This window comes from Rossellomorea sp. SC111 (assembly GCF_024733565.1).
Taxonomy (GTDB): Bacteria; Bacillota; Bacilli; order Bacillales; family Bacillaceae_B; genus Rossellomorea.
Window position 1 is genome coordinate 134428 of sequence record NZ_JANIOC010000012.1, and the last position, 23685, is coordinate 158112.

At 45.4% G+C, this 23685-nt stretch carries 28 protein-coding genes; 22 read left to right on the forward strand and 6 right to left on the reverse strand.

Features of this window, described 5'->3' with window-relative positions:
* Positions 1–17 precede the first annotated feature (17 nt).
* The 17 genes from NQ095_RS16570 (at position 18) to NQ095_RS16650 (ending at position 13982) form a co-directional block, all read left to right on the forward strand.
* Positions 18–1307, forward strand: coding sequence for a methyl-accepting chemotaxis protein (locus NQ095_RS16570; protein ID WP_258264559.1), 1290 nt, complete (start codon positions 18–20; stop codon positions 1305–1307).
* A 118-nt stretch (positions 1308–1425) separates the two neighbouring features.
* Positions 1426–1869: a ribose 5-phosphate isomerase B gene (rpiB, locus tag NQ095_RS16575; protein WP_034765248.1), complete on the forward strand. Its 444-nt coding sequence runs from the start codon at positions 1426–1428 to the stop codon at positions 1867–1869.
* Positions 1870–1881: 12 nt separating this feature from the next.
* Complete coding sequence (locus tag NQ095_RS16580) at positions 1882–2424, forward strand: TIGR01440 family protein (RefSeq protein WP_258264560.1); 543 nt, start codon at positions 1882–1884, stop codon at positions 2422–2424.
* 57 nt (positions 2425–2481) lie between these two features.
* Positions 2482–2637 (forward strand): hypothetical protein, encoded by a 156-nt coding sequence (locus tag NQ095_RS16585; RefSeq protein WP_258264562.1) that lies wholly within the window; start codon positions 2482–2484, stop codon positions 2635–2637.
* Positions 2638–2826: 189 nt separating this feature from the next.
* The gene (locus NQ095_RS16590; protein ID WP_258264563.1) at positions 2827–4068 is read left to right on the forward strand and encodes a serine hydroxymethyltransferase; all 1242 of its coding nucleotides are present in this window, start codon (positions 2827–2829) and stop codon (positions 4066–4068) included.
* A 350-nt stretch (positions 4069–4418) separates the two neighbouring features.
* Positions 4419–5048: a uracil phosphoribosyltransferase gene (gene upp, locus NQ095_RS16595; protein WP_034765147.1), complete on the forward strand. Its 630-nt coding sequence runs from the start codon at positions 4419–4421 to the stop codon at positions 5046–5048.
* Between the two features lie 18 nt (positions 5049–5066).
* Entirely contained in the window at positions 5067–6218 is a 1152-nt protein-coding gene (gene wecB, locus NQ095_RS16600) for a non-hydrolyzing UDP-N-acetylglucosamine 2-epimerase (protein WP_258264564.1), read from the forward strand.
* Between the two features lie 568 nt (positions 6219–6786).
* On the forward strand, positions 6787–7008 hold the full coding sequence (locus NQ095_RS16605; protein ID WP_060672866.1) for an AtpZ/AtpI family protein: 222 nt from the start codon (positions 6787–6789) through the stop codon (positions 7006–7008).
* Between the two features lie 6 nt (positions 7009–7014).
* Positions 7015–7389, forward strand: coding sequence for an ATP synthase subunit I (locus NQ095_RS16610; protein ID WP_229595906.1), 375 nt, complete (start codon positions 7015–7017; stop codon positions 7387–7389).
* 22 nt (positions 7390–7411) lie between these two features.
* Positions 7412–8125 carry a F0F1 ATP synthase subunit A gene (gene atpB, locus NQ095_RS16615; protein WP_034765155.1) on the forward strand — a complete coding sequence of 238 codons (714 nt, stop codon included), beginning with the start codon at positions 7412–7414 and terminating at the stop codon, positions 8123–8125.
* A gap of 77 nt (positions 8126–8202) precedes the next feature.
* On the forward strand, positions 8203–8415 hold the full coding sequence (gene atpE, locus NQ095_RS16620; RefSeq protein WP_032086923.1) for a F0F1 ATP synthase subunit C: 213 nt from the start codon (positions 8203–8205) through the stop codon (positions 8413–8415).
* Between the two features lie 141 nt (positions 8416–8556).
* The gene (atpF, locus tag NQ095_RS16625) at positions 8557–9084 is read left to right on the forward strand and encodes a F0F1 ATP synthase subunit B (protein ID WP_034765158.1); all 528 of its coding nucleotides are present in this window, start codon (positions 8557–8559) and stop codon (positions 9082–9084) included.
* Complete coding sequence (locus tag NQ095_RS16630; protein ID WP_258264565.1) at positions 9081–9617, forward strand: F0F1 ATP synthase subunit delta; 537 nt, start codon at positions 9081–9083, stop codon at positions 9615–9617. The genes atpF and NQ095_RS16630 overlap by 4 nt, the downstream gene beginning before the upstream one ends.
* 27 nt (positions 9618–9644) lie before the next feature.
* On the forward strand, positions 9645–11153 hold the full coding sequence (atpA, locus tag NQ095_RS16635; RefSeq protein WP_034765162.1) for a F0F1 ATP synthase subunit alpha: 1509 nt from the start codon (positions 9645–9647) through the stop codon (positions 11151–11153).
* Positions 11154–11223: 70 nt separating this feature from the next.
* Positions 11224–12081 (forward strand): F0F1 ATP synthase subunit gamma, encoded by an 858-nt coding sequence (locus tag NQ095_RS16640; RefSeq protein ID WP_060672862.1) that lies wholly within the window; start codon positions 11224–11226, stop codon positions 12079–12081.
* Between the two features lie 70 nt (positions 12082–12151).
* Positions 12152–13555 (forward strand): F0F1 ATP synthase subunit beta, encoded by a 1404-nt coding sequence (gene atpD, locus NQ095_RS16645; protein WP_258264567.1) that lies wholly within the window; start codon positions 12152–12154, stop codon positions 13553–13555.
* A gap of 22 nt (positions 13556–13577) precedes the next feature.
* Positions 13578–13982 (forward strand): F0F1 ATP synthase subunit epsilon, encoded by a 405-nt coding sequence (locus tag NQ095_RS16650; RefSeq protein WP_034765168.1) that lies wholly within the window; start codon positions 13578–13580, stop codon positions 13980–13982.
* Between the two features lie 42 nt (positions 13983–14024).
* On the opposite strand, the gene NQ095_RS16655 is transcribed toward NQ095_RS16650, so the two are convergent.
* From NQ095_RS16655 to NQ095_RS16675, 5 genes are all read right to left on the reverse strand, one after another.
* Positions 14025–14696 (reverse strand): DUF2642 domain-containing protein, encoded by a 672-nt coding sequence (locus NQ095_RS16655; RefSeq protein WP_258264568.1) that lies wholly within the window; start codon positions 14694–14696, stop codon positions 14025–14027.
* A gap of 22 nt (positions 14697–14718) precedes the next feature.
* A complete protein-coding gene (locus NQ095_RS16660) occupies positions 14719–16086 on the reverse strand; it encodes an arsenic transporter (RefSeq protein WP_258264569.1) in 1368 nt (455 codons plus the stop codon).
* Positions 16061–16219, reverse strand: a complete 159-nt coding sequence (locus NQ095_RS16665; RefSeq protein ID WP_258264570.1) for a hypothetical protein — start codon at positions 16217–16219, stop codon at positions 16061–16063. Before NQ095_RS16665 ends, NQ095_RS16660 begins: the two co-directional genes overlap by 26 nt.
* 137 nt (positions 16220–16356) lie before the next feature.
* Positions 16357–17010, reverse strand: a complete 654-nt coding sequence (locus NQ095_RS16670; protein ID WP_258264571.1) for a hypothetical protein — start codon at positions 17008–17010, stop codon at positions 16357–16359.
* Positions 17011–17040: 30 nt separating this feature from the next.
* Positions 17041–17502 (reverse strand): hypothetical protein, encoded by a 462-nt coding sequence (locus tag NQ095_RS16675; RefSeq protein ID WP_258264572.1) that lies wholly within the window; start codon positions 17500–17502, stop codon positions 17041–17043.
* Between the two features lie 842 nt (positions 17503–18344).
* Between NQ095_RS16675 and NQ095_RS16680 the strand changes: the two genes are divergently transcribed.
* The 5 genes from NQ095_RS16680 to spoIID all read left to right on the forward strand — a co-directional run bounded on the left by NQ095_RS16680 (position 18345) and on the right by spoIID (position 22798).
* Positions 18345–18563 carry a hypothetical protein gene (locus tag NQ095_RS16680; RefSeq protein WP_258264573.1) on the forward strand — a complete coding sequence of 73 codons (219 nt, stop codon included), beginning with the start codon at positions 18345–18347 and terminating at the stop codon, positions 18561–18563.
* A gap of 468 nt (positions 18564–19031) precedes the next feature.
* Entirely contained in the window at positions 19032–19268 is a 237-nt protein-coding gene (locus NQ095_RS16685; protein ID WP_060672855.1) for a DUF1146 family protein, read from the forward strand.
* Between the two features lie 222 nt (positions 19269–19490).
* Positions 19491–20240, forward strand: a complete 750-nt coding sequence (locus NQ095_RS16690; protein ID WP_258264574.1) for a YwmB family TATA-box binding protein — start codon at positions 19491–19493, stop codon at positions 20238–20240.
* 32 nt (positions 20241–20272) lie between these two features.
* Entirely contained in the window at positions 20273–21580 is a 1308-nt protein-coding gene (gene murA / locus NQ095_RS16695; protein WP_258264575.1) for a UDP-N-acetylglucosamine 1-carboxyvinyltransferase, read from the forward strand.
* A gap of 204 nt (positions 21581–21784) precedes the next feature.
* The gene (gene spoIID, locus NQ095_RS16700; protein WP_258264576.1) at positions 21785–22798 is read left to right on the forward strand and encodes a stage II sporulation protein D; all 1014 of its coding nucleotides are present in this window, start codon (positions 21785–21787) and stop codon (positions 22796–22798) included.
* 34 nt (positions 22799–22832) lie between these two features.
* Here spoIID and NQ095_RS16705 read toward each other — a convergent pair whose 3' ends face one another.
* The gene (locus tag NQ095_RS16705; RefSeq protein WP_258264577.1) at positions 22833–23270 is read right to left on the reverse strand and encodes a VanZ family protein; all 438 of its coding nucleotides are present in this window, start codon (positions 23268–23270) and stop codon (positions 22833–22835) included.
* Between the last annotated feature and the right edge of the window lie 415 nt (positions 23271–23685).

The window sequence follows — 23685 nt, forward strand, 5'->3', positions numbered from 1 at the left end:
GACAGGGAGAGAAAAAGATGGGGAAAGTGAAGAGCTACAAGTCGGGTCTTAGAAAGAAGTTGGTCTTCTTTATCACGCTGCTGGCGTTGGTAACGTATACCACAAGTGCCTTTTTTATTTATGTGATCAAACCTGCTTTTGCGCCGGATATGAATGAACTGTGGTTCACGATCATGACCCTCGGCATGGGTGTATTCTGGTCGGCGATTCTGGCCTTTTTTGCAGCAGGATTCATCGTCAAACCGCTGCAGCGTTTGGAGCAGGTTGCGTTGAAAGCGGCTGAAGGGGACATCGCCGTCGAAGTGGACGTACCGAAATCTGATGACGAAATCCGTTCACTGGCACTGGCGTTCAACCGCATGCTGCATAATTTGCGTGACATGGTATCAAGCATCGATGACAATTTTAACAAAACCAATACGAATGTCATCGAGCTTTCCAAAGCATCGGAAATCGCTTCTGTACAAGCGGATTCGATTTCCAAGACGATCAGCGAAATTTCAGCGGGTGCCGAAAGCTCGGCGACGGCAATTCAAACGACGGCAGAATCCGTGGAGGATGTCATCCGGATTGCCCGGGAAGTACAGAATCATTCCAAGTCATCCGAGCATATGTCGAAAAACATGGTGACGGAGCTTCAGGGAAGTAAAGAAGTGATTCATTCCCTCGTCGAAGGCATCAGCCGGCTGGCAAGGGGAAATGAAGATTCGTTGGACGCTGTACGCCGACTCGAAGACAATGCGAAAAAAGTGGAGCAGATCATCCAATTGGTCGGGGATATCGCGAACCAGACGAATCTTCTCGCCTTGAATGCCTCCATTGAAGCGGCACGTGCCGGGGAACATGGGAAAGGGTTCGCGGTGGTCGCCGAGGAAGTCCGAAAGCTTGCCGATGAAAGTGGAAAAGCGGTTCAAGGTATTTCGGAACTGATCAAAAATATTCAAACAGAGGTCGGAAACGTAGTTGGACAGATTACAACCCAGGTTGATTCTGCTAATTCCGAAGCCCAAAAAGGAACGCAGACGAATGAAATGATCGAAACCATGACAACAACGATTCATGAAGTGGCAGACGCAGTCCAGAATATCTCGGTCCTCGTCGATCAGCAGATGGACAGCATCCAACTCACTTCCCAGCAATCACAGGAAGTCGCCGCCATCGCAGAAGAAACATCAGCGGGTGCAATGGAAGTATCGGCATCCACCAAAGAACAAGCAGTCGTCATGAATGACGTCGAGAAGCTCGCCCTTAACCTGAAAGAACAGGCAGAAGCATTGAAAAGCACGATTACACGTTTTCATTTATAAAAAGTACCGGGTGTGAGGGACGGACCTCATGCCCGTTTTTTAATTGCTGAAATGCTTTATATAATGAAGAGGATGTGGCAAAATAAAACGTATCAAAGGTTATGGGGAGTGGGAGAAGATGAAAATTGCGATAGCGTCGGATCACGGCGGAGTGAATATAAGAGAAGAAATCAAGTCATTAATGGAAGAAATGGGTCTTGAATATGAGGATTTCGGCTGTGAATGCGGTACATCCGTCGACTATCCGGACTACGCCGTTCCCGTTGCGGAAAAAGTGGCAAGCGGTGAATTCGATCGTGGGATTCTGATCTGCGGGACGGGAATCGGCATGAGCATTTCGGCCAACAAAGTTAAGGGTATCCGATGCGCCCTTGTGCATGATGTATTCAGTGCGAAAGCAACCCGCGAACATAATGACAGCAATATGCTTGCCATGGGTGAGCGAGTCATCGGCCCGGGACTGGCACGTGAAATCGCCAAAACATGGCTTGGAACCGAATTCGAAGGCGGCCGCCATGCGAATAGAGTAGGAAAGATCACGGCATACGAAGACAAACAATAAGGAGTTGGTTTCATGGAAATCGCTCAATTGAAGGATGAACTGCAGACGATCCTCTACGATTTCAGCAATCAGGTTCCATTAAAAAAAGGACAAGTCTTTGTTGTCGGCTGCTCCACCTCTGAAGTAATGGGAGAGCGGATCGGCACGGCGGGAACCATTGAAGTCGCGGAAATGATTTATGACGAGTTAAAGAGCTGGGCGGACTCCATTGGGGTCTCCCTGGCATTTCAATGCTGCGAGCACTTGAACCGTGCCCTGGTCCTTGAAAGAGAAGTCGCGGAACGAAAAGGGCTCGATGAAGTCACCGTCGTTCCCGTACGAAAAGCAGGGGGAGCCATGGCGACGAAAGCTTATCATTCCTTCGGGGATCCAGTCATGGTCGAACACATCAAAGGCGACGCCGGCATCGACATCGGGGACACCTTCATCGGCATGCACCTGAAGCACGTGGCCGTCCCGATCCGCGTATCACAAAAAAGCCTAGGCGAAGCCCACGTCACCCTTGCCAAAACCAGACCAAAACTCATCGGCGGCACCAGAGCCGTATACGAATAAGCCATTTGAATTGGGTCCGTGCCTTTTGTTTGTGAGGGACGGACCTTCATTTTGGTTTTGTCACTAAACTCGTTGTCAAACCCGAACGATGAACGGGGACAAGGGGCAGATGATTCCCTTGGCGGTGCGTCGGGTACGGGGGAGTGCAGTGAAGATGGTTCGTCGGATTCTTCTGGAGTCGAAAAATGCGGCCATAATGCTACTTCGTTGTAATTGGCGTAGGGTGGAAACTGATTGTGAGGAGTGTCACATGAGGTCCGTCCCTCCCGACAGGCTCAAAACACGAACGTTACGATTTGACTAGAGGTTTTTATTTCGCCTTTTGGTGAATCGTGTTAGAATGGGATTGAATGAATCAAAGAGGCGCCGCAGTATGGGCCTATGAATTAAAGGGGGATATGTATGAGTAAGATTGCCAAGCAAGATCCGGAAATTTATGCAGCGATTCAAGATGAATTAGAGCGTCAACGAACGAAAATCGAGTTAATTGCATCTGAAAACTTTGTCAGTGAAGCGGTCATGGAAGCACAAGGCTCCGTCCTGACAAACAAGTATGCAGAGGGGTATCCAGGTCGTCGCTATTATGGTGGCTGTGAGCACGTGGACGTAGCCGAGAATCTGGCCCGCGACCGTGCGAAAGAGCTTTTTGGAGCGGAGCATGCCAATGTTCAACCTCACTCAGGAGCTCAAGCCAATATGGCAGTCTACTTCACCATCCTTGAACAGGGCGATACGGTTCTAGGAATGAACTTATCTCATGGGGGACATCTGACTCACGGAAGTGCGGTCAACTTCAGTGGAATTCAATATAACTTCGTAGAGTACGGTGTGGATGAAGAAAAGCACCTCATCAACTACGAAGATGTTAGACAAAAAGCATTGGAGCACAAGCCGAAGCTGATCGTAGCGGGAGCAAGTGCGTATCCAAGAGCGATCGATTTCGCGAAATTCCGTGAAATCGCTGACGAAGTGGGAGCATACCTGATGGTGGACATGGCTCATATCGCCGGTCTCGTGGCGGCTGGTCTTCACCAGAATCCCGTTCCGTATGCAGACTTCGTGACGACAACCACTCACAAAACACTGCGCGGACCTCGCGGTGGAATGATCCTTTGTAAAGAAGAGTTTGCGAAGAAGATAGACAAGTCTATTTTCCCTGGTCTACAAGGTGGGCCACTCATGCACGTCATTTCAGCTAAAGCTGTGTCATTCGGTGAAGCCCTGCAGGATTCCTTCAAAGAATATGCACAGAACATCATCGACAACGCGAAACGTTTGGGAGAAGGTCTTGTGAAGGAAGGAATCGATCTTGTATCCGGCGGTTCTGATAACCACCTATTACTGATCGACACCCGTTCACTTGGCTTGACTGGTAAAGTGGCTGAGAAAGTCCTGGATGAGATCGGAATCACCGTCAACAAAAACACGATTCCATTCGATCCGGAAAGCCCATTCGTTACAAGCGGTGTCCGTATCGGGACAGCAGCTGTAACTTCAAGAGGATTCGGACTTGGGGACATGGACGAAATTGCTTCCATCATGGCATTGACTCTTAAGAACCATGAAGATGAGGCCAAATTGGAAGAAGCACGCAAACGCGTGTTGGATTTAACAAGTAAATTCGAATTATATCCTGAAAGATAATAGATGAGGACCTCTTCATTAGGGACGGACGTTCCTGGTGGGGAGGTTTTTTGTGTGTTTATTCCAGAATTTTTTAAAATGCGCAAAAACATGGTGTAATGTCGCAATTAACGGAAAAACGACGCAATCACACCAGTCCCAAACCTCCTGGTCTTCACTCACCCAGTCAAAATAAACAAAAACCTCTTCTCAGAGATTAATTCCTACTCCAATTTTCTCAATTCTAACGATTCCATTACACTTCCCATCTCATGTTGCTCTTAAATTGTCTTTTATGTACAATAGTCTGAGGTGTAAATGAAGTGGACAAACCATTTTTACATAAAACTGAATTTAAAGGAGAGAGTCGAATGGGCAAAGTATATGTATTTGATCATCCGTTGATCCAACATAAGTTAACGTTTATCCGTGATAAAGAAACAGGAACAAAGGAATTTCGTGAGCTGGTAGACGAGGTTGCAACACTAATGGCCTTTGAAATTACACGTGACCTGCCACTGGAGGATATCGACGTTGAAACGCCGGTAAGCAACGCGAAAGCGAAAACCCTTGCTGGGAAAAAATTAGGGATCGTCCCTATTTTACGTGCCGGCCTTGGAATGGTCGATGGCATCCTTAAATTGATCCCGGCTGCGAAAGTGGGACATGTCGGGTTATACCGTGACCCTGAGACTCTTAAACCGATCGAATATTACGTGAAGCTTCCAAGTGATGTGGAAGAGCGTGACTTCATCCTGGTCGACCCGATGCTTGCAACGGGCGGATCTGCCGTTGAAGCCATCAACTCATTGAAAAAGCGCGGTGCTGTAAGCATCAAATTCATGTGCCTGGTTGCTTGTCCTGAAGGGGTCGACGCCATCAAGGAAGCACACCCTGATGTTGATATCTTCATCGCCGCTCTTGATGAGAAGCTGAATGAAAAAGGCTACATCGTTCCTGGACTTGGGGACGCGGGAGATCGTTTGTACGGAACGAAATAAGAAAGGCGGGGCGAAAATATGACGAATCCAATCAAGGTAATGACAATTTTTGGAACAAGGCCGGAAGCAATCAAGATGGCTCCTCTTGTTCTTGAATTGAAAAAATATCCGGAAAGCTTTGAAACGATTGTAACAGTAACAGCCCAGCACCGTGAAATGTTGGATCAGGTATTGAATATTTTTGATATCACACCTGATTTTGACCTGAACATCATGAAGGACCGCCAAACATTAATTGATGTAACGACACGTGGCTTGGAAGGTCTCGATAAGATCATGAAGGAAGCAAAGCCGGATATTGTTCTTGTACATGGTGATACAACAACAACATTCGTTGCAAGTCTTGCCGCTTTCTATAATCAGATCTCTGTTGGCCATGTCGAAGCTGGTCTAAGAACGTGGAATAAGTATTCACCGTTCCCTGAGGAAATGAATCGTCAGCTGACAGGTGTCATGGCGGATCTTCATTTTGCTCCAACGGAAAAATCATCCCAGAATCTTTTGAATGAAAATAAGAATGAAGAGGGAATCTTCATTACGGGTAACACAGCAATTGATGCGTTAAAAACAACGGTAAAAGATGAGTATCACCATGAGGTATTGGAGAGTGTTGGAGACGATCGGTTAGTTCTGTTAACGGCTCACCGTCGTGAAAACCTTGGTCAACCGATGCGTAACATGTTCCGTGCCATTAAGCGATTAGTAGAAGAGCATGATGATATCCAGGTTGTCTATCCGGTTCACTTGAACCCTGCCGTTCGTGAAGTGGCGGATGAAGTACTTGGAGACGATAAGCGGATTCACCTGATTGAGCCGCTAGATGTCATTGATTTCCATAATTTCGCCTCCCGTGCCCATCTGATTCTGACAGATTCAGGCGGTGTTCAGGAAGAAGCACCTTCGTTAGGAGTGCCGGTTCTCGTCCTTCGCGACACAACCGAGCGTCCGGAAGGGATTGAAGCCGGAACACTGAAACTTGCAGGTAATGAAGAAGAAAACATCTACAAGCTTGCGAAAGAACTTCTGACAGATCCGGAAGCACACGGCAAAATGTCAAAAGCGACAAACCCATACGGAGACGGACAGGCATCCTACCGAATCACCCAAGCGATCCGTTACCAATTCGGTCACCTGGATGAGCGTCCAAAATCCTTCGATCCAAATGAATGAACCTGAGTAAAGGTCCGTCCCTCTTACAATTTTTGAGGGACGGACCTTTGTTTTTTTATAAGCTAACATTTTGAAACCAGTTGGAAGTATTTACATTAAATTCAAGGGTTACTGAGTAAGGGAATCTTCTATATAATGGAGGGGCATGTGAAGTAGGGCATCTATAAATTTGTTAATATATTTCTAAGTTGTGCGTGTGGGGTGGGCAGTTGGATACGGATTTAGCTATGTCCAGCTCCGGCGTGTAGTCCCTCGAGGTCACAACTGAAAAATCCCAAAAGGCAAAAAGCGCCTTTAGGGATTTCCCAGTTGTGCTTGTCGGGCCTGCCCAACCCGCCTCCGCTTTTCTGGTAATTGTGTTGAAAATGTGAACAATCTGGAAACACGTGGATAGGTTGTGAACTTTTTAACTTGAACGCATTGACATAGATTAAGCCCTATTGTATGCTTACAAAGGATGTAAAATGATAAGGTTTTCACAATGCGGAAACCCTTATGCAATCGGTTTTGCATCATGTCTGAAAAGCTTGCCTCATGTTCAAATTTGGTTTGAATGGGAGAGGTTGAAATGGGTCAAAAAAACGAAAGCCCATATAAAGCGATGGCGATTTATTCTGCCATTTTAGCACAGCTTGTCGGGTCTATCTTAGTCGGGATTTTCCTGGGGAGATGGATTGATCAGCAGGCTGATTCAGCACCACTCTTTTTAATCATCGGATTACTCCTCGGTCTCGCCGCAGGGATTTATGCGATGCTTCGAACAGTACGACATTTCTTCTTAGGAGAATAATAAGATATGCCGGAACTCCATCAAATGTTTAATAGACAGCGGAAATACATAATTTACGTGCTTTCTATTTACGTCCTGGGTTGGGGATTCACCACCCACAAATCAGTATTCTTAGGGTTAATTTTAGGGACAGTTCTAAGTCTTTATATGCACTGGGGCATGACCAAGCGGGTCTCGAAGTTCGGGGACGCCGTTGTAGAAGGGAAAAAAGTGAGATCACTAGGAACCACTTCCCGTATGGCCGCAGCCGCCCTTGGAGTCATCATTGCCACACGATTTCCAGAAACATTTCATCTCCTAAGTCTTATTATTGGATTAATGACGACCTATATTGTCATTATGATAGATTATTTTTTCAGCAGCTTCAAAACTAATAAATAGCGGGGAAGAGAGGTGAAGTATTTTGAATCATGGAGCACCTACAGCCCATTTTCTGGGTTTGACTTTTAACCTTGCGAACGTTTTGATGATCACGGTCGCAACGGCCATAGTGTTTATTATTGCCCTCTTATCTACACGTCGCTTAGCCCTGAAACCGACCGGAATGCAGAATTTTTTCGAGTGGGTGATGGACTTTGTCAAGGGGATCATTAAGAGCAACATGGACTGGAAGACGGGTGGCCGTTTTCATATCTTAGGTCTCACGATTATCATGTATATTTTTGTATCGAATATGCTGGGTCTGCCATTTTCTGTCGTATATGACGGCGAATTATGGTGGAAATCACCTACAGCCGATCCTGCCATCACGATGACCCTGGCGGTTATGGTCGTGGTACTATCCCATTTCTATGGAATCAGGTTAAAAGGGTTTGGCGAATACGGGAAAGACTTTTTCAAACCTATGTGGTGGTTATTCCCGCTAAAAATCATTGAAGAGTTTGCAAACACTCTTACATTGGGTCTTCGACTTTACGGTAACATCTATGCCGGTGAAATCCTGCTAGCACTACTTGCAGGTCTCGCTGTTAACGGTGGTATCGGGGGAACGATCGGAGCAATCGCACCAATGCTTGCTTGGCAAGGGTTCTCGGTGTTTGTCGGATCGATCCAGGCGTTCATTTTCTGTATGTTAACAATGGTTTATATGGCTCACAAAGTTAGCCACGACCATTAATATATACCTGTTCATTACGGTGGACAAACATATATGTAAAAAATATTTTTCTTATACATTAAAGGAGGAACTTTAGAATGAGTCTTATCGCAGCAGCAATTGCAGTTGGTTTAGCAGCACTAGGAGCAGGTATTGGTAACGGTCTTATCGTAGGTCGTACAGTAGAAGGAATTGCACGTCAACCGGAATTACGTGGTACTTTACAAACAACAATGTTCATCGGTATCGCATTGGTTGAGGCACTTCCTATCATCGGCGTAGTTATCGCTTTCATCGCACTAGGAAGCTAATAAAACGGACAGGTTGAATGGCGAAGTTCGTCTTGACGATTATCTTCGCCATTCCTATGTACTAGAGAATAGATTCTTTGCAAGAACGGTTCATTTATAAAAAATACGATCCAATCGATTCTTGAAGGGAGTGAATCGAGTATGTTAACTAACGCATTCGTTATAGGTGAGGCAGCAGGTCACGGCGGCCTTAACACAGGGGATATCGTCTTTCAGCTGATCATGTTCCTGGTCCTTATGGCGCTACTTAAGAAATTCGCCTGGGGTCCATTAATGGGAATCATGCAGCAGCGTGAAGACCACATCGCCGGAGAAATCACGGCAGCCGAAAAGAGCCGAACTGAGGCAAACAATATTTTAGAAGAGCAAAAGAAGCTTCTGAAAGAAGCTCGTCTTGAAGCTCAAACGATGATTGAAAACTCTAAGAAACAAGGTTCTGAACAACGTGAAGAGATTATCGCAACTGCTCGTCAAGAGGCAGAGAGATTGAAAGAATCTGCAAAGCGCGAAATCGAAACACAAAAAGAACAAGCTGTTGCAGCACTTCAGAAACAGGTTGCATCTTTATCAGTACTTATTGCTTCTAAGGTCATTGAGAAAGAACTTTCAGCTGATGATCAACAGAAGTTAATTAACGATTATATTCAAGAGGTAGGGGAAGAGCGATGAGCTACTCTACAGTTGCAAAACGCTATGCGTTAGCTCTTTTCGAGATTGCCCGGGATCATAATCAGCTCGAAGGAATCGAAGAAGAGCTGCGTACAGTGAGAGCGGTTTTCCTTGAGAATACCGAATTAACGGTTCTCTTTGAAAATCCTAAGCTTACGTTAGATAAGAAGAAGTCATTGATTCAGGAAGCTTTTTCCACGGCTTCCCCGTATGTCCTGAACACATTGATGCTGATGACCGACCGTCACCGTACGGGCGAGATCACAGGGATGGTTGAGGCATTCATCGAATTGACAAACGAAGTACGCGGGATTGCAGATGCGACAGTGTACTCTGTACGTCCTTTAACAGAAGATGAGCAAACAGCATTGTCGTCTTCTTTTGCTAAAAAAGTCGGAAAACAATCATTAAGAATTACCAATGTGACAGACGAAAATTTACTGGGCGGCATCAAGGTCCAAATCGGGACCCGCATCTATGATGGAAGCCTGCAAGGTAAGTTGACTCGTCTTGAGCGTGAACTAATTCGTTAACTTTCGTATAAATGAGGGGTGAAATTCATGAGCATCAAGGCGGAAGAAATCAGCGCGCTGATAAAAAAGCAAATTGAAAACTATCAGTCTGAGATGAAAGTAAGCGATGTAGGTACAGTTATCCAAATCGGTGACGGTATCGCTCGTGCTCATGGCCTCGACAATGTCATGGCTGGAGAGCTTGTTGAATTTTCTAACGGTGTCATGGGTATGGCACAGAACTTAGAAGAAAACAACGTTGGTATCATCATTCTCGGACCATATACTGACATTCGTGAAGGCGATGAGGTTCGTCGTACTGGACGTATCATGGAAGTACCAGTAGGACAAGAACTAGTTGGTCGTGTAGTAAACTCACTTGGACAACCAGTCGATGGATTAGGTCCAATTGCAACAACAAAAACGCGTCCGATTGAAAGTGGGGCACCTGGTGTTATGGATCGTAAATCCGTACACGAGCCACTTCAAACGGGTATCAAAGCGATCGATGCACTCGTTCCAATCGGTCGTGGACAACGTGAATTGATCATCGGTGACCGTCAAACAGGTAAAACATCTGTAGCCATCGATGCAATCCTGAACCAAAAAGACCAGGACATGGTATGTATCTACGTTGCCATCGGTCAAAAAGAATCAACAGTACGTAACGCGGTAGAAACATTGCGTAAGCACGGTGCATTGGATTACACAATCGTTGTAACGGCATCCGCTGCTTCACCTGCTCCGATGCTATTCTTAGCACCATACGCAGGTATCACAATGGCTGAAGAATTCATGCACAGCGGCAAGCACGTTCTTGTCGTGTACGATGATCTTTCCAAGCAGGCTTCTGCTTACCGTGAGCTTTCCCTATTATTACGTCGTCCTCCAGGCCGTGAAGCATTCCCTGGTGACGTATTCTACTTGCATTCTCGTCTACTCGAGCGTGCAGCGAAATTGAGTGATGCAAAAGGTGGAGGTTCCATCACGGCATTGCCATTCGTTGAAACACAAGCAGGAGATATCTCCGCTTATATCCCGACAAACGTTATCTCCATCACAGACGGACAGATTTTCTTACAATCTGACCTATTCTTCTCCGGTGTACGTCCGGCGATCAATGCAGGTCTTTCCGTATCACGTGTTGGTGGATCCGCACAAATCAAAGCAATGAAAAAGGTTTCCGGTACGCTTCGTCTTGACTTAGCCGCTTACCGTGAGCTTGAAGCATTCGCCCAGTTCGGATCAGATCTTGATAAAGCGACACAGGCGAAACTGAATCGTGGTGCGCGTACAGTAGAAGTACTGAAGCAGGATCTTAACAAACCACTTAAAGTTGAAAAACAAGTCATGATCTTCTATGCACTGATTAAAGGTCATTTAGATGATATTCCAGTTGTAGATATCCGTCGTTTCGAGTCTGAACTTCTAAGCTGGTTAGATCACAACCATACTGAACTGTTAGACCATATTCGTACGACCAAAGGTCTTCCTGAAGATGATGCAATGAAAACCGCGATCAATGAATTCAAGAAGACGTTCATCAAGTCTGAATAATGGAATATAGGGGGAAGGGTAACCAGCCCGCTCCCTATGTCTGACAATATGTAAAGGGTGGTGAGAACCAGTGGCATCGTTACGCGATATACAAACTCGTATTACTTCTACCAAAAAGACAAGTCAAATCACCAAAGCAATGGAAATGGTATCGGCTTCTAAATTGAATCGTGCGGAGACGAATGCTAAGTCATTCGTACCTTACATGAATAAAATTTCTGAAGTGGTGACATCCGTTGCAGCGGGCAGTCAAGGTGTGAGGAATCCGATGCTAGTCTCCCGCCCCGTTAAAAGAACCGGGTATCTGGTCATTACATCAGACCGTGGTTTGGCGGGGGCATATAACAGCAGTGTAATCCGTGCTGTTAGCAATCGAATTAAAGAAAGTCACAGCTCGAATGATGAATTTGCCATTATTGCTCTGGGCCGTGTCGGTGCTGATTTTTTCCGTAAAAAAGGCTTTAATGTTCTTGAGTCGGTAACTGGTCTTCCGGATCAACCGAATTTCGCCGACATTAAAGATATCGCAAACAAAGCGGTGGGTATGTTCTCTGCAGAGGCATACGATGAACTGTATATGTTCTACAACCACTATGTAAGTGCGATCCAGCAGGATGTTACGGAGAAAAAAGTGTTACCGTTAACGGATCTGACTCCTTCAGGAAAGCTTGCTTCATATGAATTCGAGCCTTCTGCAGAGGAAATCCTTGAGGTATTGCTTCCTCAATACGCTGAAAGCCTGATTTTCGGGGCTCTCCTTGACGGTAAAGCAAGTGAGCACGCCGCCCGTATGACAGCGATGAGAAATGCAACCGATAATGCAAAAGAAATCATCAGTGACCTTACACTGAAATTTAACCGTGCGCGTCAAGCAGCGATCACTCAGGAAATCACTGAGATCGTCGGCGGGGCAGCGGCACTCGAATAGAACATTAACGGTATTTAAACCGTTTATATTTCATAAAGTTTTTGTCAAAAGCTAGTTAGGAGGGAAAGAGATGAACAAAGGACACGTTCTTCAAGTAATGGGTCCAGTTGTTGATGTCAAGTTCGCCAGCGGCCAACTTCCTGATATCTACAACTCTTTAAAGATCCAAATTGCAGATAGAGCTGAACTTACATTAGAGGTTGCCCTTCACCTAGGTGATGATTCTGTACGTACGATCGCAATGGCATCTACGGATGGTTTACAACGTGGAGCCGAAGTACTCGATACAGGAGCACCAATCTCTGTACCAGTAGGGGATGTAACGTTAGGTCGTGTATTCAACGTTCTGGGTGAATCAATCGATTTAGACGAGCCTCTAGCAGCAGGTATCCGTCGTGATCCGATTCACAGACAGGCACCTACATTCGATCAACTTTCTACAGAAGTTGAGATTCTTGAAACAGGTATCAAAGTAGTAGACTTACTTGCTCCATACATCAAGGGTGGTAAGATCGGTCTATTCGGTGGTGCCGGTGTTGGTAAAACCGTATTAATCCAGGAGCTTATCAATAACATCGCTCAAGAGCACGGCGGTATCTCTGTATTCGCCGGTGTTGGAGAGCGTACTCGTGAAGGAAATGACCTTTACCACGAGATGAGCGATTCTGGCGTTATCAAGAAAACAGCGATGGTATTCGGACAAATGAACGAACCGCCTGGTGCACGTATGCGTGTTGCCTTGACGGGTCTGACAATGGCTGAACACTTCCGTGATGAGCAAGGTCAAGACGTACTTCTGTTCATCGATAACATCTTCCGTTTCACGCAAGCAGGTTCAGAGGTTTCGGCACTACTTGGCCGTATGCCATCTGCCGTTGGTTACCAGCCGACACTTGCGACTGAAATGGGTCAACTGCAAGAGCGTATCACGTCAACAAACGTAGGTTCTGTAACATCGATCCAAGCGATCTATGTACCTGCCGATGACTACACGGATCCGGCTCCTGCAACAACTTTCGCTCACCTTGATGCAACAACGAACCTTGAGCGTAAGCTTTCTGAAATGGGTATCTACCCTGCGGTGGATCCATTGGCATCGACTTCCCGTGCTCTTTCTCCAGAGATCGTTGGAGAAGAACACTACAATGTTGCCCGTAACGTTCAACAAACGCTACAGCGCTATAAAGAACTTCAAGATATCATCGCGATCCTTGGTATGGATGAGCTTTCTGATGATGATAAGCTGACAGTACAACGCGCACGCCGCGTACAGTTCTTCTTATCTCAAAACTTCCACGTTGCAGAACAATTCACAGGCCAAAAAGGTTCTTACGTAGAAGTGAAGGACACAGTTAAAGGCTTCGTTGATATTCTTGCAGGTAAATACGACCACATTCCAGAAGATGCATTCCGTCTTGTAGGTCCGATCGAGGACGTACTGGCTGCAGCTAAAGAAATGGGCGTAGAGGTATAATTAGGGACCAGGAGGGAAGAAAATGAAGACATTAAAAGTCAATATTGTCACTCCCGATGGCCCAGTGTACGATTCAGAAGTGGAAATGGTGAGCACGAAAGCTCAAAGCGGTGAGCTTGGAATCTTACCTGGACACATTCCGATGGTTGCTCCACTACAAATCGGTGCGGTTCGCCTGAAAAAAGGTGGCAACACTGAGCTTGTAGCTGTCAGTGGCGGATTCTTAGAAGTACGTCCTGAACAGGTGACAATTCTAGCACAGTCTGCTGAAACAGCAGAAGCTATCGATGTACAACGCGCGAAAGAAGCAAAAGGCCGTGCTGAAGACCGTATGCAGGCACAACAGGACGACGTAGACTTCCGTCGTGCCGAACTCGCTCTGAAGCGTGCCATGAACAGAATCAACGTTTCCGAACGTAATTTCTAATCATGAAGAAACCACCTTTCCAAGGAGAGGTGGTTTCTTTTTTTATGGCAAATGGACGGTTTGGATATGCTGCATATTCAAGTAGGTCGGTTCTCCCCTGGCCGTAATCAATTCCATGATATTATCTGACACCCTCTCGATCTTGCCTATCATTTCTTCCTGTACTCCCAGGTTCAATACGACGAGGTGTCCGCTCAATTTTTCCAGTTGAACCTCAAAGCTTCTGGCCAGGGTAATGGAGTTTGACGGATTGACAGGCAGGTTTTCCTTACTCAAGCGGTAGGGTGAGAGGTTTGTAGAATAGGGAATAAGCCATTTTAAATGCTGCAGGGATATGAACATCGTTTTGTAAACGGGGGAATAGAATGCGAAGTAATTGTTCATGATCCCTGTTATATAACCGTGTATCGACTGATTGCCCGTTGTGTAGATTTCAAGGAAGACCCCCTTGGCCGTGGTCAGGATTTTTCGCAGGGATAATTGATCTTCCTGTTCAAGCTGTGGACTTACAGACGGCTCATCGATCCCGATGGAGTCTTTCGATACAACCCACATATTTTTTATATGAGAAGTGGAGATATAAATATAGTCGACTCCGTTATAGACGATCATGACCTCGCTGCCTACCTCGATCAAATATCCATTGATGGTTTTTTTTCCGGTCAGTTCGATCATGACCGCTTCTCCGGTAAATGCAGAATAAACATTTTTCATAAGCTTACATACTCCTTCCTAGTTAAAATAACCACTCTATCCACAGGTACAGACTGTATAATCCGATTAATAGACTGATTGGAACAATGAATATGGTCACCCTCAGATAGCGGCTCCAGGAAATGTTGATTCCATGGGTCTTTAAGATGAACATCCAGATCAAGGTGGCGAGTGTTCCCACTGGTGTCAATAAAGCACCAATGTCACTCCCCATCACGTTAGCTAAATAAGCGATCTGCAAAATGTGGGGGTCCAGTCCCATTTCAGTGATGGATAAGGTGCCGATCATCACAGCCGGCAGATTGTTAAAGAGATTGGAGATCACGGTAAGGAAGATCCCCATCATCATACTGGCATTGAAAGGCTGTCCGACAATATGGTCCCTGAATTGCTCAACGATGAAGTCGCTTAACCCGACATTTTTCAGTCCATACACGAGTACGTACATATTGAAAGCGAATAATAGAACATGCCAAGGCGTCTTCCGGATAATATCCATGACGCCCATCCTTGTCCGGGTGTATCTGAGGACGATCAGGATGGCGGCACCGACCATACCGATGATTTCAAGTGGTATGCCAAAAGGGGTCAGGGCAAAAAAGGCGGCCCGGGTGAGAACGACAATCAGCAGACAATACTTGATCAGGGTAAAATCGATTTCTTTCTTCTGTTCGGTAGAGGAAAGAGGGTGGGAGTAAGAGTAGGCTTGGGCATCTTTTTTCCAATTGATCGAGACATCCAGGATTTTCTTCGGGATGGATTTGCGGAAATAGAGGTAGAGCAGATAGGCGATGAAGAGGATGGCGACCATGGAAGGTACGAACATCATTTGAACGTAGTCCTGCAGTGTAAGTCCGACGATTTTAAGGGCTATGAGATTTGAAATATTGCTGACGGCGATGGGGGCACTGGCTGCAGTGGCAATAAGGGCACCGGAAAGCAAGTAGGGGATTTTCTGATGGTTCTTGAGCTTCAACAGGGATGTCATATGGATGATGATCGGAGTGGTGATAAGGATGCTGCCGTCGTTATTAAAGAACATGGTCATCATAAAACATAATAACATCACATAGATATACAGCCTGACCCCCGACCCCCTCGATCTGTTGACGATATTCACGGCCACGACACGGAAGAAACCGATACTCTCAAGGACGATGGACATCATGATCGTCGATAAAATGGTAAGAGCCGCCCCGCTCACGATATCGACGATGGTAAACACATCGCTGAAGGGAACGATTCCTATAAGCAGTACGATGGCGGCCCCGATGGATGTGGGGATGGTTTCATTGATCCCGAACGGTCTCCACAACATGACGATGATGGTGAGGGAGAAGATGATCGTCATAAACCAAAACATATTATCGGGCATGTGATTTCGCCTCATTTATGATGGAAGAAGGCGAAGCATCTAAATGTTCAAGCAGTGGATGTTTGTCCACCTTTGAAATAGCGGGTTTAATAAAAAGTAGATGAAAGATACTTCCTAATAGTACGAAATAGATGATCAAGAACATCATAATTCCTCCTTTCAAATCGCAATCCTTTATGAATCATCCCAGCACCTTCTTCAACTGCAAGGATGCTGAGATTTTTCATGCATATCATAAGCTTGTTCATTCGTTATGACCAACTTTTATTCAGGATTCTTCCGTCTTTACTTGGAGGTTGATTTTTTGGAGGGAGAGGATTTTGCTCCTTCAAGTTCATCGTAATAGAAAGCAGGCTGCTGTTTTTTCTTCGTATTTTTTGTAGAGGATTGGTTTTTAGAACGTTGCTGGGATGATTTTTGGTTTGAATCGCTCTTGTTGGATGATTCCTGATTCTTTGAAGAGTCCTGTTTCTGTGAGGAGCTATCTTTACTGGATGAGCTTGCTTGATTATCCGAAGTCGTTTTCTTTGTTCCATCATAAATGTTCAGGACGGAAGCATGCTTCAGGTACACCCGGTCTTTCCCCTGGGTCAACACGATGTGATCTTCTTCCACTGCTGAAAGGACCCCTGAGTAGGAAGCTTTGCCGGAACCATTGATCGTCACCCAGCTGAGTAAGCTTTGGGACAAAACGTCGGACATTTTTTCACCCTTCAAGTAATCATCCGTTATAGGCAATGTTTCTACATCCTTAGAGTTCTTCGTTACGGCCTGGATTTGTGAAATCGGGTAATACAACGTTTCGTTTTCACTGGAGTAGACGGTCAGATAGTCCGTACTGACCTCCGCTAATAAACCTGACAGCTTTGTACCGTCATTAAGAATAATATTGATCTGATAACCTGTTAACCCTTTTAGTGATTCGTGGAAATTACTCATTCAATTATTCTCCTTTCCTTAAAGAGAAAATTACTTCTCTTCTTCCGTCTTCTCTTGTTTTTTAGCCTTTACGCCGTAGCTGATACTCTTCACATGGAATGCAGCCAGGCGGACAACCTCTTCATTTAATACAACCGTGACGAAATCATCATTCGAATTCTCAAGAATTCCCTCAAGTTTCTCAGGACTACCTCGGTTGATGCTCACCCACTGATATTTCAAGCTCGTAAGTAAAGCTCCAAACGTGTCTTCTTTTATAAACTCCATACCTTCTTCTGATAACTTTTCTCCATTGAATGGCAAACCGGACTTGATGTTCTGGGAAATGCTCTTAACATGGGATGTATTGTAGTAAATCACACCATCTTTTTCTGTTAAAAGGGCAAAATGATCATCCCCTCCATAAAGAAGCTTTCCAGTTCGAGATTCAGGGCCACCCCGGTTCACCTTGATAATTTTTCCGACTAATGAAGACATTAACTCTTTATTCATACCTGTTCCCTCCTGTTGTATATAAACATTTTCACTTTATGTATATGTGACATGCCATGACGTCGTACTATTGCAGACGCCCTTTTTGGTGGACTAGTTGCCATTGGAGGAGAAATGGGCGGGGGGATGGAGGGGGAACGGAAGCTTTATTACTATTAAGAGGAAGTGGTTGGTTGATTTCCGCTGCAGGTGCTCGCTTTCCGCGGGGCGTGAGTTGAGCCTCCTCGGCTGTGCCTGCGGGGTCTCGATGTTTAGCTACGGCGGCTAGCCCCTCGAGGTCATAAGATGAATGTGCCATGAAGGCAAAAACCGCCTTCCAGGCACATTCATCTTATGCTTGTCGGGTCTGAACGAGCCCCCTCCGCTTTTCGTACTTTCCCGCATTTCCCGCAGGAGTCGAGCACCTTCCGATTCAATCAACTTTCTGGGTATGGAGGATTAATATACTTCCATACACGTCTGACTAGAAAACATCTTTCTTCACCATTAGCAGTGAACGTTTTTATCTAAAAGTAAGATCCTATTTCTTTTCACTAGTAAGCTCTGTCATGATATCTCTTCAAGATGGTGAGGGGAACGGCGTAGACTCCTGCGGAAAAACGGGCGTGCCGAGACCCCGTTCGGCTAAGCTGAGGAGGCTTGGCCGTTCGTCCGCCGGAAAGCGAAGCAGTTCCCATCACCATCTATCTCACTCACACATAGACAGAGCATTGGAAGCTCCTAAGTACTTTTTCCGAAAAAATCTTTATGAAAAAATAGGCTGTGATTTAGGCGGGGACAACCCAAACGTGGGAGGGACCGGGAGCGTAGACTGTAGGAAAGGACAAAAGGAGGATGGGAAAGTGAGTTCAAAAAAAGGACAAGGTAAAGGGCAGCAGCAGTGCAAGAACTACGGTGAATATCAGTGGATGATAGGTGATATGGGTCAGCAGGATGCAAAAGGCGGTAAAGAAAAACAAAAGGGCAAAGGCAAACAGACAAAGTGCGGCTGCCAGGGATACTACTACGAATGCATGGAACAAGACCAAAAAGGCAAAAAGAAAAAGAAAAAGAAAAAATAAAGAAATAACCCTCACCAAACAACTCCCCAGTACACATCACACCCCAGTGAACCACACCTCAAAAAAACAAAACCACCCATTACAATCCTCTGTAATGGGTGGTTTTGTTGAGGGACGGAACTCTTAAAATAAAAGGGGAATCACCTGGAAAGGCAGTATCCATCACGTTCAGGGCAAAACCGATCTGGAATTGGAACAATTTTTGAGGGACGGACCTCAGAGGGCGATCCTCGATCAGGTCGGGACGCCCTCCCAATTTGCATGCAGGAACAAAAATCGTCGGGAACACCAAAGAAATTTTACATAGAAGAGCCACCATTACGCTCTGAAAAAAAGGGCATCAAATCCCCGCAATCTCATAACGAAACCTAACTTAAAAAATTTGTAAAAGGCATAGGTTGTTACTGAATTATGTGGTAAAATGGTCTATGTGTGTCAAATATGGTTTTTTTTGAAGGGGTGAGGAGAGTGGTGGAAAGCTTTGGTCAACAGGCGCTGGTCAGCATGCTTGTGCATCTATTTGTATTCGGGATCACGTTTTGGGCTTTGCAAGCCATTCAACTGGACAAGCTCCTGAAGAAAAATCGCGTCGCACAAGGGAGACTATTGTATATCCTCCTAACGGTCGCAATCGGGTCAGCCGTCAGCCGTTTTTTACTGGATTATTACCTATGGTCTCAGAGCTTGCCGGTTTTCTTTGAATAAGTAGAGATCCTGACAAAAAATAGGTCTTCCTGCATGTTTTCAAGGGACAGTGTTTTGAGTAAGATTAATTTTGTGTTCGTCCCTTTGTGAAAAAGTTTCAAAGTGTAACCCTTTTCACAGGACTTGCTGGAAAGCCACAATAATTGTAAAAAGATGACGACAATTTTCAAGTATGTTCTCCCCCTATTCGGACAGACTTTTAGGTAAGGGGAGGAATGAAAAATGCGTCGGTATTTTTACATTATTTTAATCTTTTTGGTGGGATTAGGTTTTCTCCTGGTCATTAATGGGAACAACACTATCGAAGCCAAACATTTATTAGACATTGAAAAGCTTGATCAAGCCATTGTTCATTCTCAAGGTCAGATAACTGAATGGTCTCTATATGCAAGAGAAAACAAAAAAAGCTTCACGAATAAAGGGTTTGCCAAATATAGTACTACTATGCAGGAAAGATTTTCTGATTTTGACTGGGTGACAGAGAAGTCTGCTGAAGGAGTAGTGGTTGTGGGACAACGTCAGACGTCTCACGGGGAAGAAACCATTAAACTGCAGCATACCCCCACAAACGGGCATTCGGTATCGTACATTATGTATGAAATGCGCGGAAATCAGAAAGCGTTGGGAGACAAGACGAAGCAGTATATCAAGTCTGAATTTATCCCAAATATGGAAATCATTTTTACTTCTAAACCTATGATTTTCTCTTGTATAAAAGGCGAATTCAATGATAAGCTTGAGAAAGTTTTGTCGAATCAGGCTGTCGAACTAATGTCGAATTTAGACGCAAAAGAACTGGAATCACTAAAAGAAGAAGACTTTTATTCCATTTCAGCTTACTCGGAACAAATGTCACGGACTATACCAACTAAAAATGATGATATGAATATACAACTAGGTCTACGGAAAAGCGGAATGGGCGCTAAGACAACCTTTGTGATTGGCACACCCATCCTAATTATTGAATATTAATATAGAGAAATTGGACGCGGAGGGGAATACTCTTGGAAAAAATTATCGTCCGCGGCGGTCAGCGTTTAAGCGGTACAGTGCAAGTTGAAGGAGCAAAGAATGCCGTTTTACCAGTCATCGCTGCTACATTATTAGCAAGTGAAGGAAAAAGTGTCATAAAAAATGTACCACCACTCTCCGATGTATATACGATCAATGAAGTATTACGTCATTTAAATACAGATGTAGAGTTTAACCATGGTGAAGTCATCGTGAATGCATCAAGAGAGTTGTTTATTGAAGCGCCATTCGAATATGTACGTAAAATGCGTGCGTCTGTTCTTGTAATGGGTTCACTCTTAGGCCGTACAGGTAAAGCGCGTGTCGCTCTTCCTGGTGGTTGTGCGATTGGATCAAGACCGATCGACCAACACTTAAAGGGCTTCGAAGCAATGGGAGCCAAAGTGAAGGTTGGAAATGGTTTCATCGAAGCCGAAGTAGACGGAAGACTGAAAGGTGCCAAGGTGTACCTGGACTTCCCAAGCGTTGGGGCAACAGAAAACATCATGATGGCAGCCGTTCTTGCAGAAGGAACAACCATCTTAGAGAACGTAGCGAAAGAGCCTGAAATCGTCGACTTGGCGAACTTCCTGAACAAAATGGGAGGAAGCGTGGTTGGTGCAGGAACCGGCACGATCCGTATCGAGGGTGTAGACCGTCTTTACGGTGTCGAGCACAGTATCATCCCTGACCGAATCGAAGCAGGAACATTCATGGTGGCTGCTGCGATCACTCAAGGTGATGTCCTTGTAAAAGGTGCGATTCCTGAACATTTATCTTCATTAGTGGCGAAGATGGAAGAGATGGGCGTTACGATCATCGATGAAGCAGAAGGACTTCGTGTCATCGGACCGGAGAAACTGAAATCCGTCGATATCAAAACGATGCCACATCCAGGTTTCCCGACAGATATGCAATCCCAGATGATGGCTTTGCTTCTGGCAGCTGACGGTACCAGCGTCATCACGGAAACCGTATTTGAAAATCGTTTCATGCATGCGGAAGAATTCCGTCGCATGGGAGCAGACATCAAGATCGAAGGACGCTCTGTCATCATGAACGGACCAACACATCTTCAAGGGGCAGAAGTCGCTGCAACGGATCTTCGTGCAGCAGCAGCACTTTCCATCGCTGGTCTAGTGGCAGACGGTTATACGCGCGTAACAGAATTAAAGCATTTAGATCGTGGATATGTGAACTTTCATCAGAAGCTTGCAGGCCTTGGAGCCGATATCGAGCGTGTGAAAGAAGTGGAAGAAACACCTGTTTCTGAGCAGCAAGACATGATTAAGGATGCGTAAATAGATAGTGGAAAAGGTGAGCTCTTATTAGGGCTTGCCTTTTTTGTTTTCAAAAACCCCATTCCCTTGCACGCTATCATTCCCTAACCTTAAACTCTCCCAATTCACAATCATAATTGCTTGTCCATTACCATACATATGAAAGAGAGTGGAGAAGTGTGCTAGGACATTCTCCTATTTAATCTTTCATTGGAGGCCGCGAACATGAAGCAGTTGAAACCCGTAGTGATCATCTTCTCAATCTTTATCAGCATCATCTTTATTGTACCCACTCTGCTGGTACTCCCATTTTCATCAGACAAGGAAACGGCAAACCTGGACGAAAAGCTGAAAAACACCCCATCCGTTGAGGAATTGGCAGAGTCCGTCGAAGTGGCGGTGTATCGATCTAATCAGGATCTCATCGAGAAGCTCCCCCTTGAGCAGTATGTGGTAGGGGTGGTGGCTGGTGAAATGCCGGCGGACTTTGAAAAAGAAGCGTTAAAAGCGCAGGCCCTTGCAGCAAGGACCTATATGGTGAATCAGCTTATGTCGGATGATCCTTCTGTGCCGAAGGGGGCCGATGTGACGGATACAGTCTCCCATCAGGTGTATAAAAATCAAAAGGAACTGGCCACCCTATGGGGCTCCGACTATGACTGGAAAATCAAGAAGATTTCAGAAGCGGTCCTTGAAACGAAAGGGAAAGTGCTCACATATGATGATAAGCCGATTACGGCCGCCTTTTTCTCGACAAGCAACGGCTATACGGAAAACTCCGAGGCGTATTGGACAGATGATATTCCCTATTTACGGAGTGTAGAGAGTCCTTGGGACAAAGCGTCACCAAAATTTGAAGATCAAAAGATCATTCCCATCAATGAATTCAAACAGAAACTCGGTGTCACCCTGCCAAAGGACGGGTCGGTGGGCACGATCACATCCAGGACTGAAGGCAAGAGGGTGGCGAAAGTAGAAATCAATGGGAAAGAATTCACCGGGCGGGAGATCAGGGATAAATTAGGCCTGAGATCGTCGGACTTCACCTGGTACCTGAAGGATGACCACATCGTCATTGCCACAAAAGGATTCGGCCATGGGGTCGGGATGAGCCAGTATGGGGCAAACGGGATGGCGAAGGAAGGAAAGAATTATAAAGATATTGTGACCCATTACTATAAAGATGTAAAAATAACAGAATCCAGCAAACTCCTGCAGAAGGTGACAGCACAAAGATAAGAAAAAGGATTGGGTATGGTCATGATGACCGTACTCAATCCTTTTTTACATAAGTTTCGAACTTCTTCATCGCCTTCGTCAACCTGTGATCCGGATTTCGGAAATACGTGCGGTTCACGATCCAAAACAGTACCGTCACCCCGATGAGATCCTTGGCGGCATCAATCATCGTGGAAGAACGATACGGAACGAAGGACTGATGGATCTCATCAATAAATCCATAAAAAATGGCTATCAGTGCAACCATGAAGTTCAATGTGAACCGCAGCCTTCCGTGTGCGAGGAGCGCGATGACAAACAATCCATATAAAATCCCGAACTCGACCAAGTGGAGGGACTCCTTGATGAACCGGTCCACCCCATCATCAGGGAACCGTAACACGGCATCATCGGGATTACTTGACATGATCCAGATCAGAATCATATATAAGAAAGGTGCAGCCGTGAGCCCATATTTCGATAACTTTTTCATATTGCCGTCGTCCTTTCTGTTTTTATTATTGTACCATGCAGGGTGATGACTGGAATCTCTTACATTGATATTTCCGAGGTTTGTCACAAGTTGATTAATTTCGAGCTTTTCATATTTTAGTTATATTAGAACCTAATTCTTATAAGTTGATTGAAGCGGAAGGTGCTCGACTCCTGCGGGAAACGCTGGAGAGTTCGAAAATCGGAAGCGGCTTGACCAGCCCCGACAAGCATAAGATGAATGGGCTAAGAAGGCGTCCTTTTGCCTTCTTGGACCATTTAGCTTATGACCTCGAGGGGCTAGCCGTTGTAGCTAAACATTGAGACCCCGCAGGGCAATGCACTGGTCCCATAACGTTGGACACTTAAATTTCTAAGCAGCTAATTCAGTACTTACTCGATAAGCTACCGGACTT

Excerpts from the sequence above, each read along its gene's own strand:
- NQ095_RS16570 (WP_258264559.1), top strand. The coding sequence starts at position 18 with ATGGGGAAAGTGAAGAGCTACAAGTCGGGTCTTAGAAAGAAGTTGGTC.
- rpiB (WP_034765248.1), top strand. The coding sequence starts at position 1,426 with ATGAAAATTGCGATAGCGTCGGATCACGGCGGAGTGAATATAAGAGAA.
- NQ095_RS16580 (WP_258264560.1), top strand. The coding sequence starts at position 1,882 with ATGGAAATCGCTCAATTGAAGGATGAACTGCAGACGATCCTCTACGAT.
- NQ095_RS16590 (WP_258264563.1), top strand. The coding sequence starts at position 2,827 with ATGAGTAAGATTGCCAAGCAAGATCCGGAAATTTATGCAGCGATTCAA.
- upp (WP_034765147.1), top strand. The coding sequence starts at position 4,419 with ATGGGCAAAGTATATGTATTTGATCATCCGTTGATCCAACATAAGTTA.
- wecB (WP_258264564.1), top strand. The coding sequence starts at position 5,067 with ATGACGAATCCAATCAAGGTAATGACAATTTTTGGAACAAGGCCGGAA.
- NQ095_RS16605 (WP_060672866.1), top strand. The coding sequence starts at position 6,787 with ATGGGTCAAAAAAACGAAAGCCCATATAAAGCGATGGCGATTTATTCT.
- NQ095_RS16610 (WP_229595906.1), top strand. The coding sequence starts at position 7,015 with ATGCCGGAACTCCATCAAATGTTTAATAGACAGCGGAAATACATAATT.
- atpE (WP_032086923.1), top strand. The coding sequence starts at position 8,203 with ATGAGTCTTATCGCAGCAGCAATTGCAGTTGGTTTAGCAGCACTAGGA.
- atpF (WP_034765158.1), top strand. The coding sequence starts at position 8,557 with ATGTTAACTAACGCATTCGTTATAGGTGAGGCAGCAGGTCACGGCGGC.
- NQ095_RS16630 (WP_258264565.1), top strand. The coding sequence starts at position 9,081 with ATGAGCTACTCTACAGTTGCAAAACGCTATGCGTTAGCTCTTTTCGAG.
- atpA (WP_034765162.1), top strand. The coding sequence starts at position 9,645 with ATGAGCATCAAGGCGGAAGAAATCAGCGCGCTGATAAAAAAGCAAATT.
- atpD (WP_258264567.1), top strand. The coding sequence starts at position 12,152 with ATGAACAAAGGACACGTTCTTCAAGTAATGGGTCCAGTTGTTGATGTC.
- NQ095_RS16650 (WP_034765168.1), top strand. The coding sequence starts at position 13,578 with ATGAAGACATTAAAAGTCAATATTGTCACTCCCGATGGCCCAGTGTAC.
- NQ095_RS16655 (WP_258264568.1), bottom strand. The coding sequence starts at position 14,696 with ATGAAAAATGTTTATTCTGCATTTACCGGAGAAGCGGTCATGATCGAA.
- NQ095_RS16660 (WP_258264569.1), bottom strand. The coding sequence starts at position 16,086 with ATGAGGCGAAATCACATGCCCGATAATATGTTTTGGTTTATGACGATC.
- NQ095_RS16665 (WP_258264570.1), bottom strand. The coding sequence starts at position 16,219 with ATGATGTTCTTGATCATCTATTTCGTACTATTAGGAAGTATCTTTCAT.
- NQ095_RS16670 (WP_258264571.1), bottom strand. The coding sequence starts at position 17,010 with ATGAGTAATTTCCACGAATCACTAAAAGGGTTAACAGGTTATCAGATC.
- NQ095_RS16675 (WP_258264572.1), bottom strand. The coding sequence starts at position 17,502 with ATGAATAAAGAGTTAATGTCTTCATTAGTCGGAAAAATTATCAAGGTG.
- NQ095_RS16690 (WP_258264574.1), top strand. The coding sequence starts at position 19,491 with ATGCGTCGGTATTTTTACATTATTTTAATCTTTTTGGTGGGATTAGGT.
- spoIID (WP_258264576.1), top strand. The coding sequence starts at position 21,785 with ATGAAGCAGTTGAAACCCGTAGTGATCATCTTCTCAATCTTTATCAGC.
- NQ095_RS16705 (WP_258264577.1), bottom strand. The coding sequence starts at position 23,270 with ATGAAAAAGTTATCGAAATATGGGCTCACGGCTGCACCTTTCTTATAT.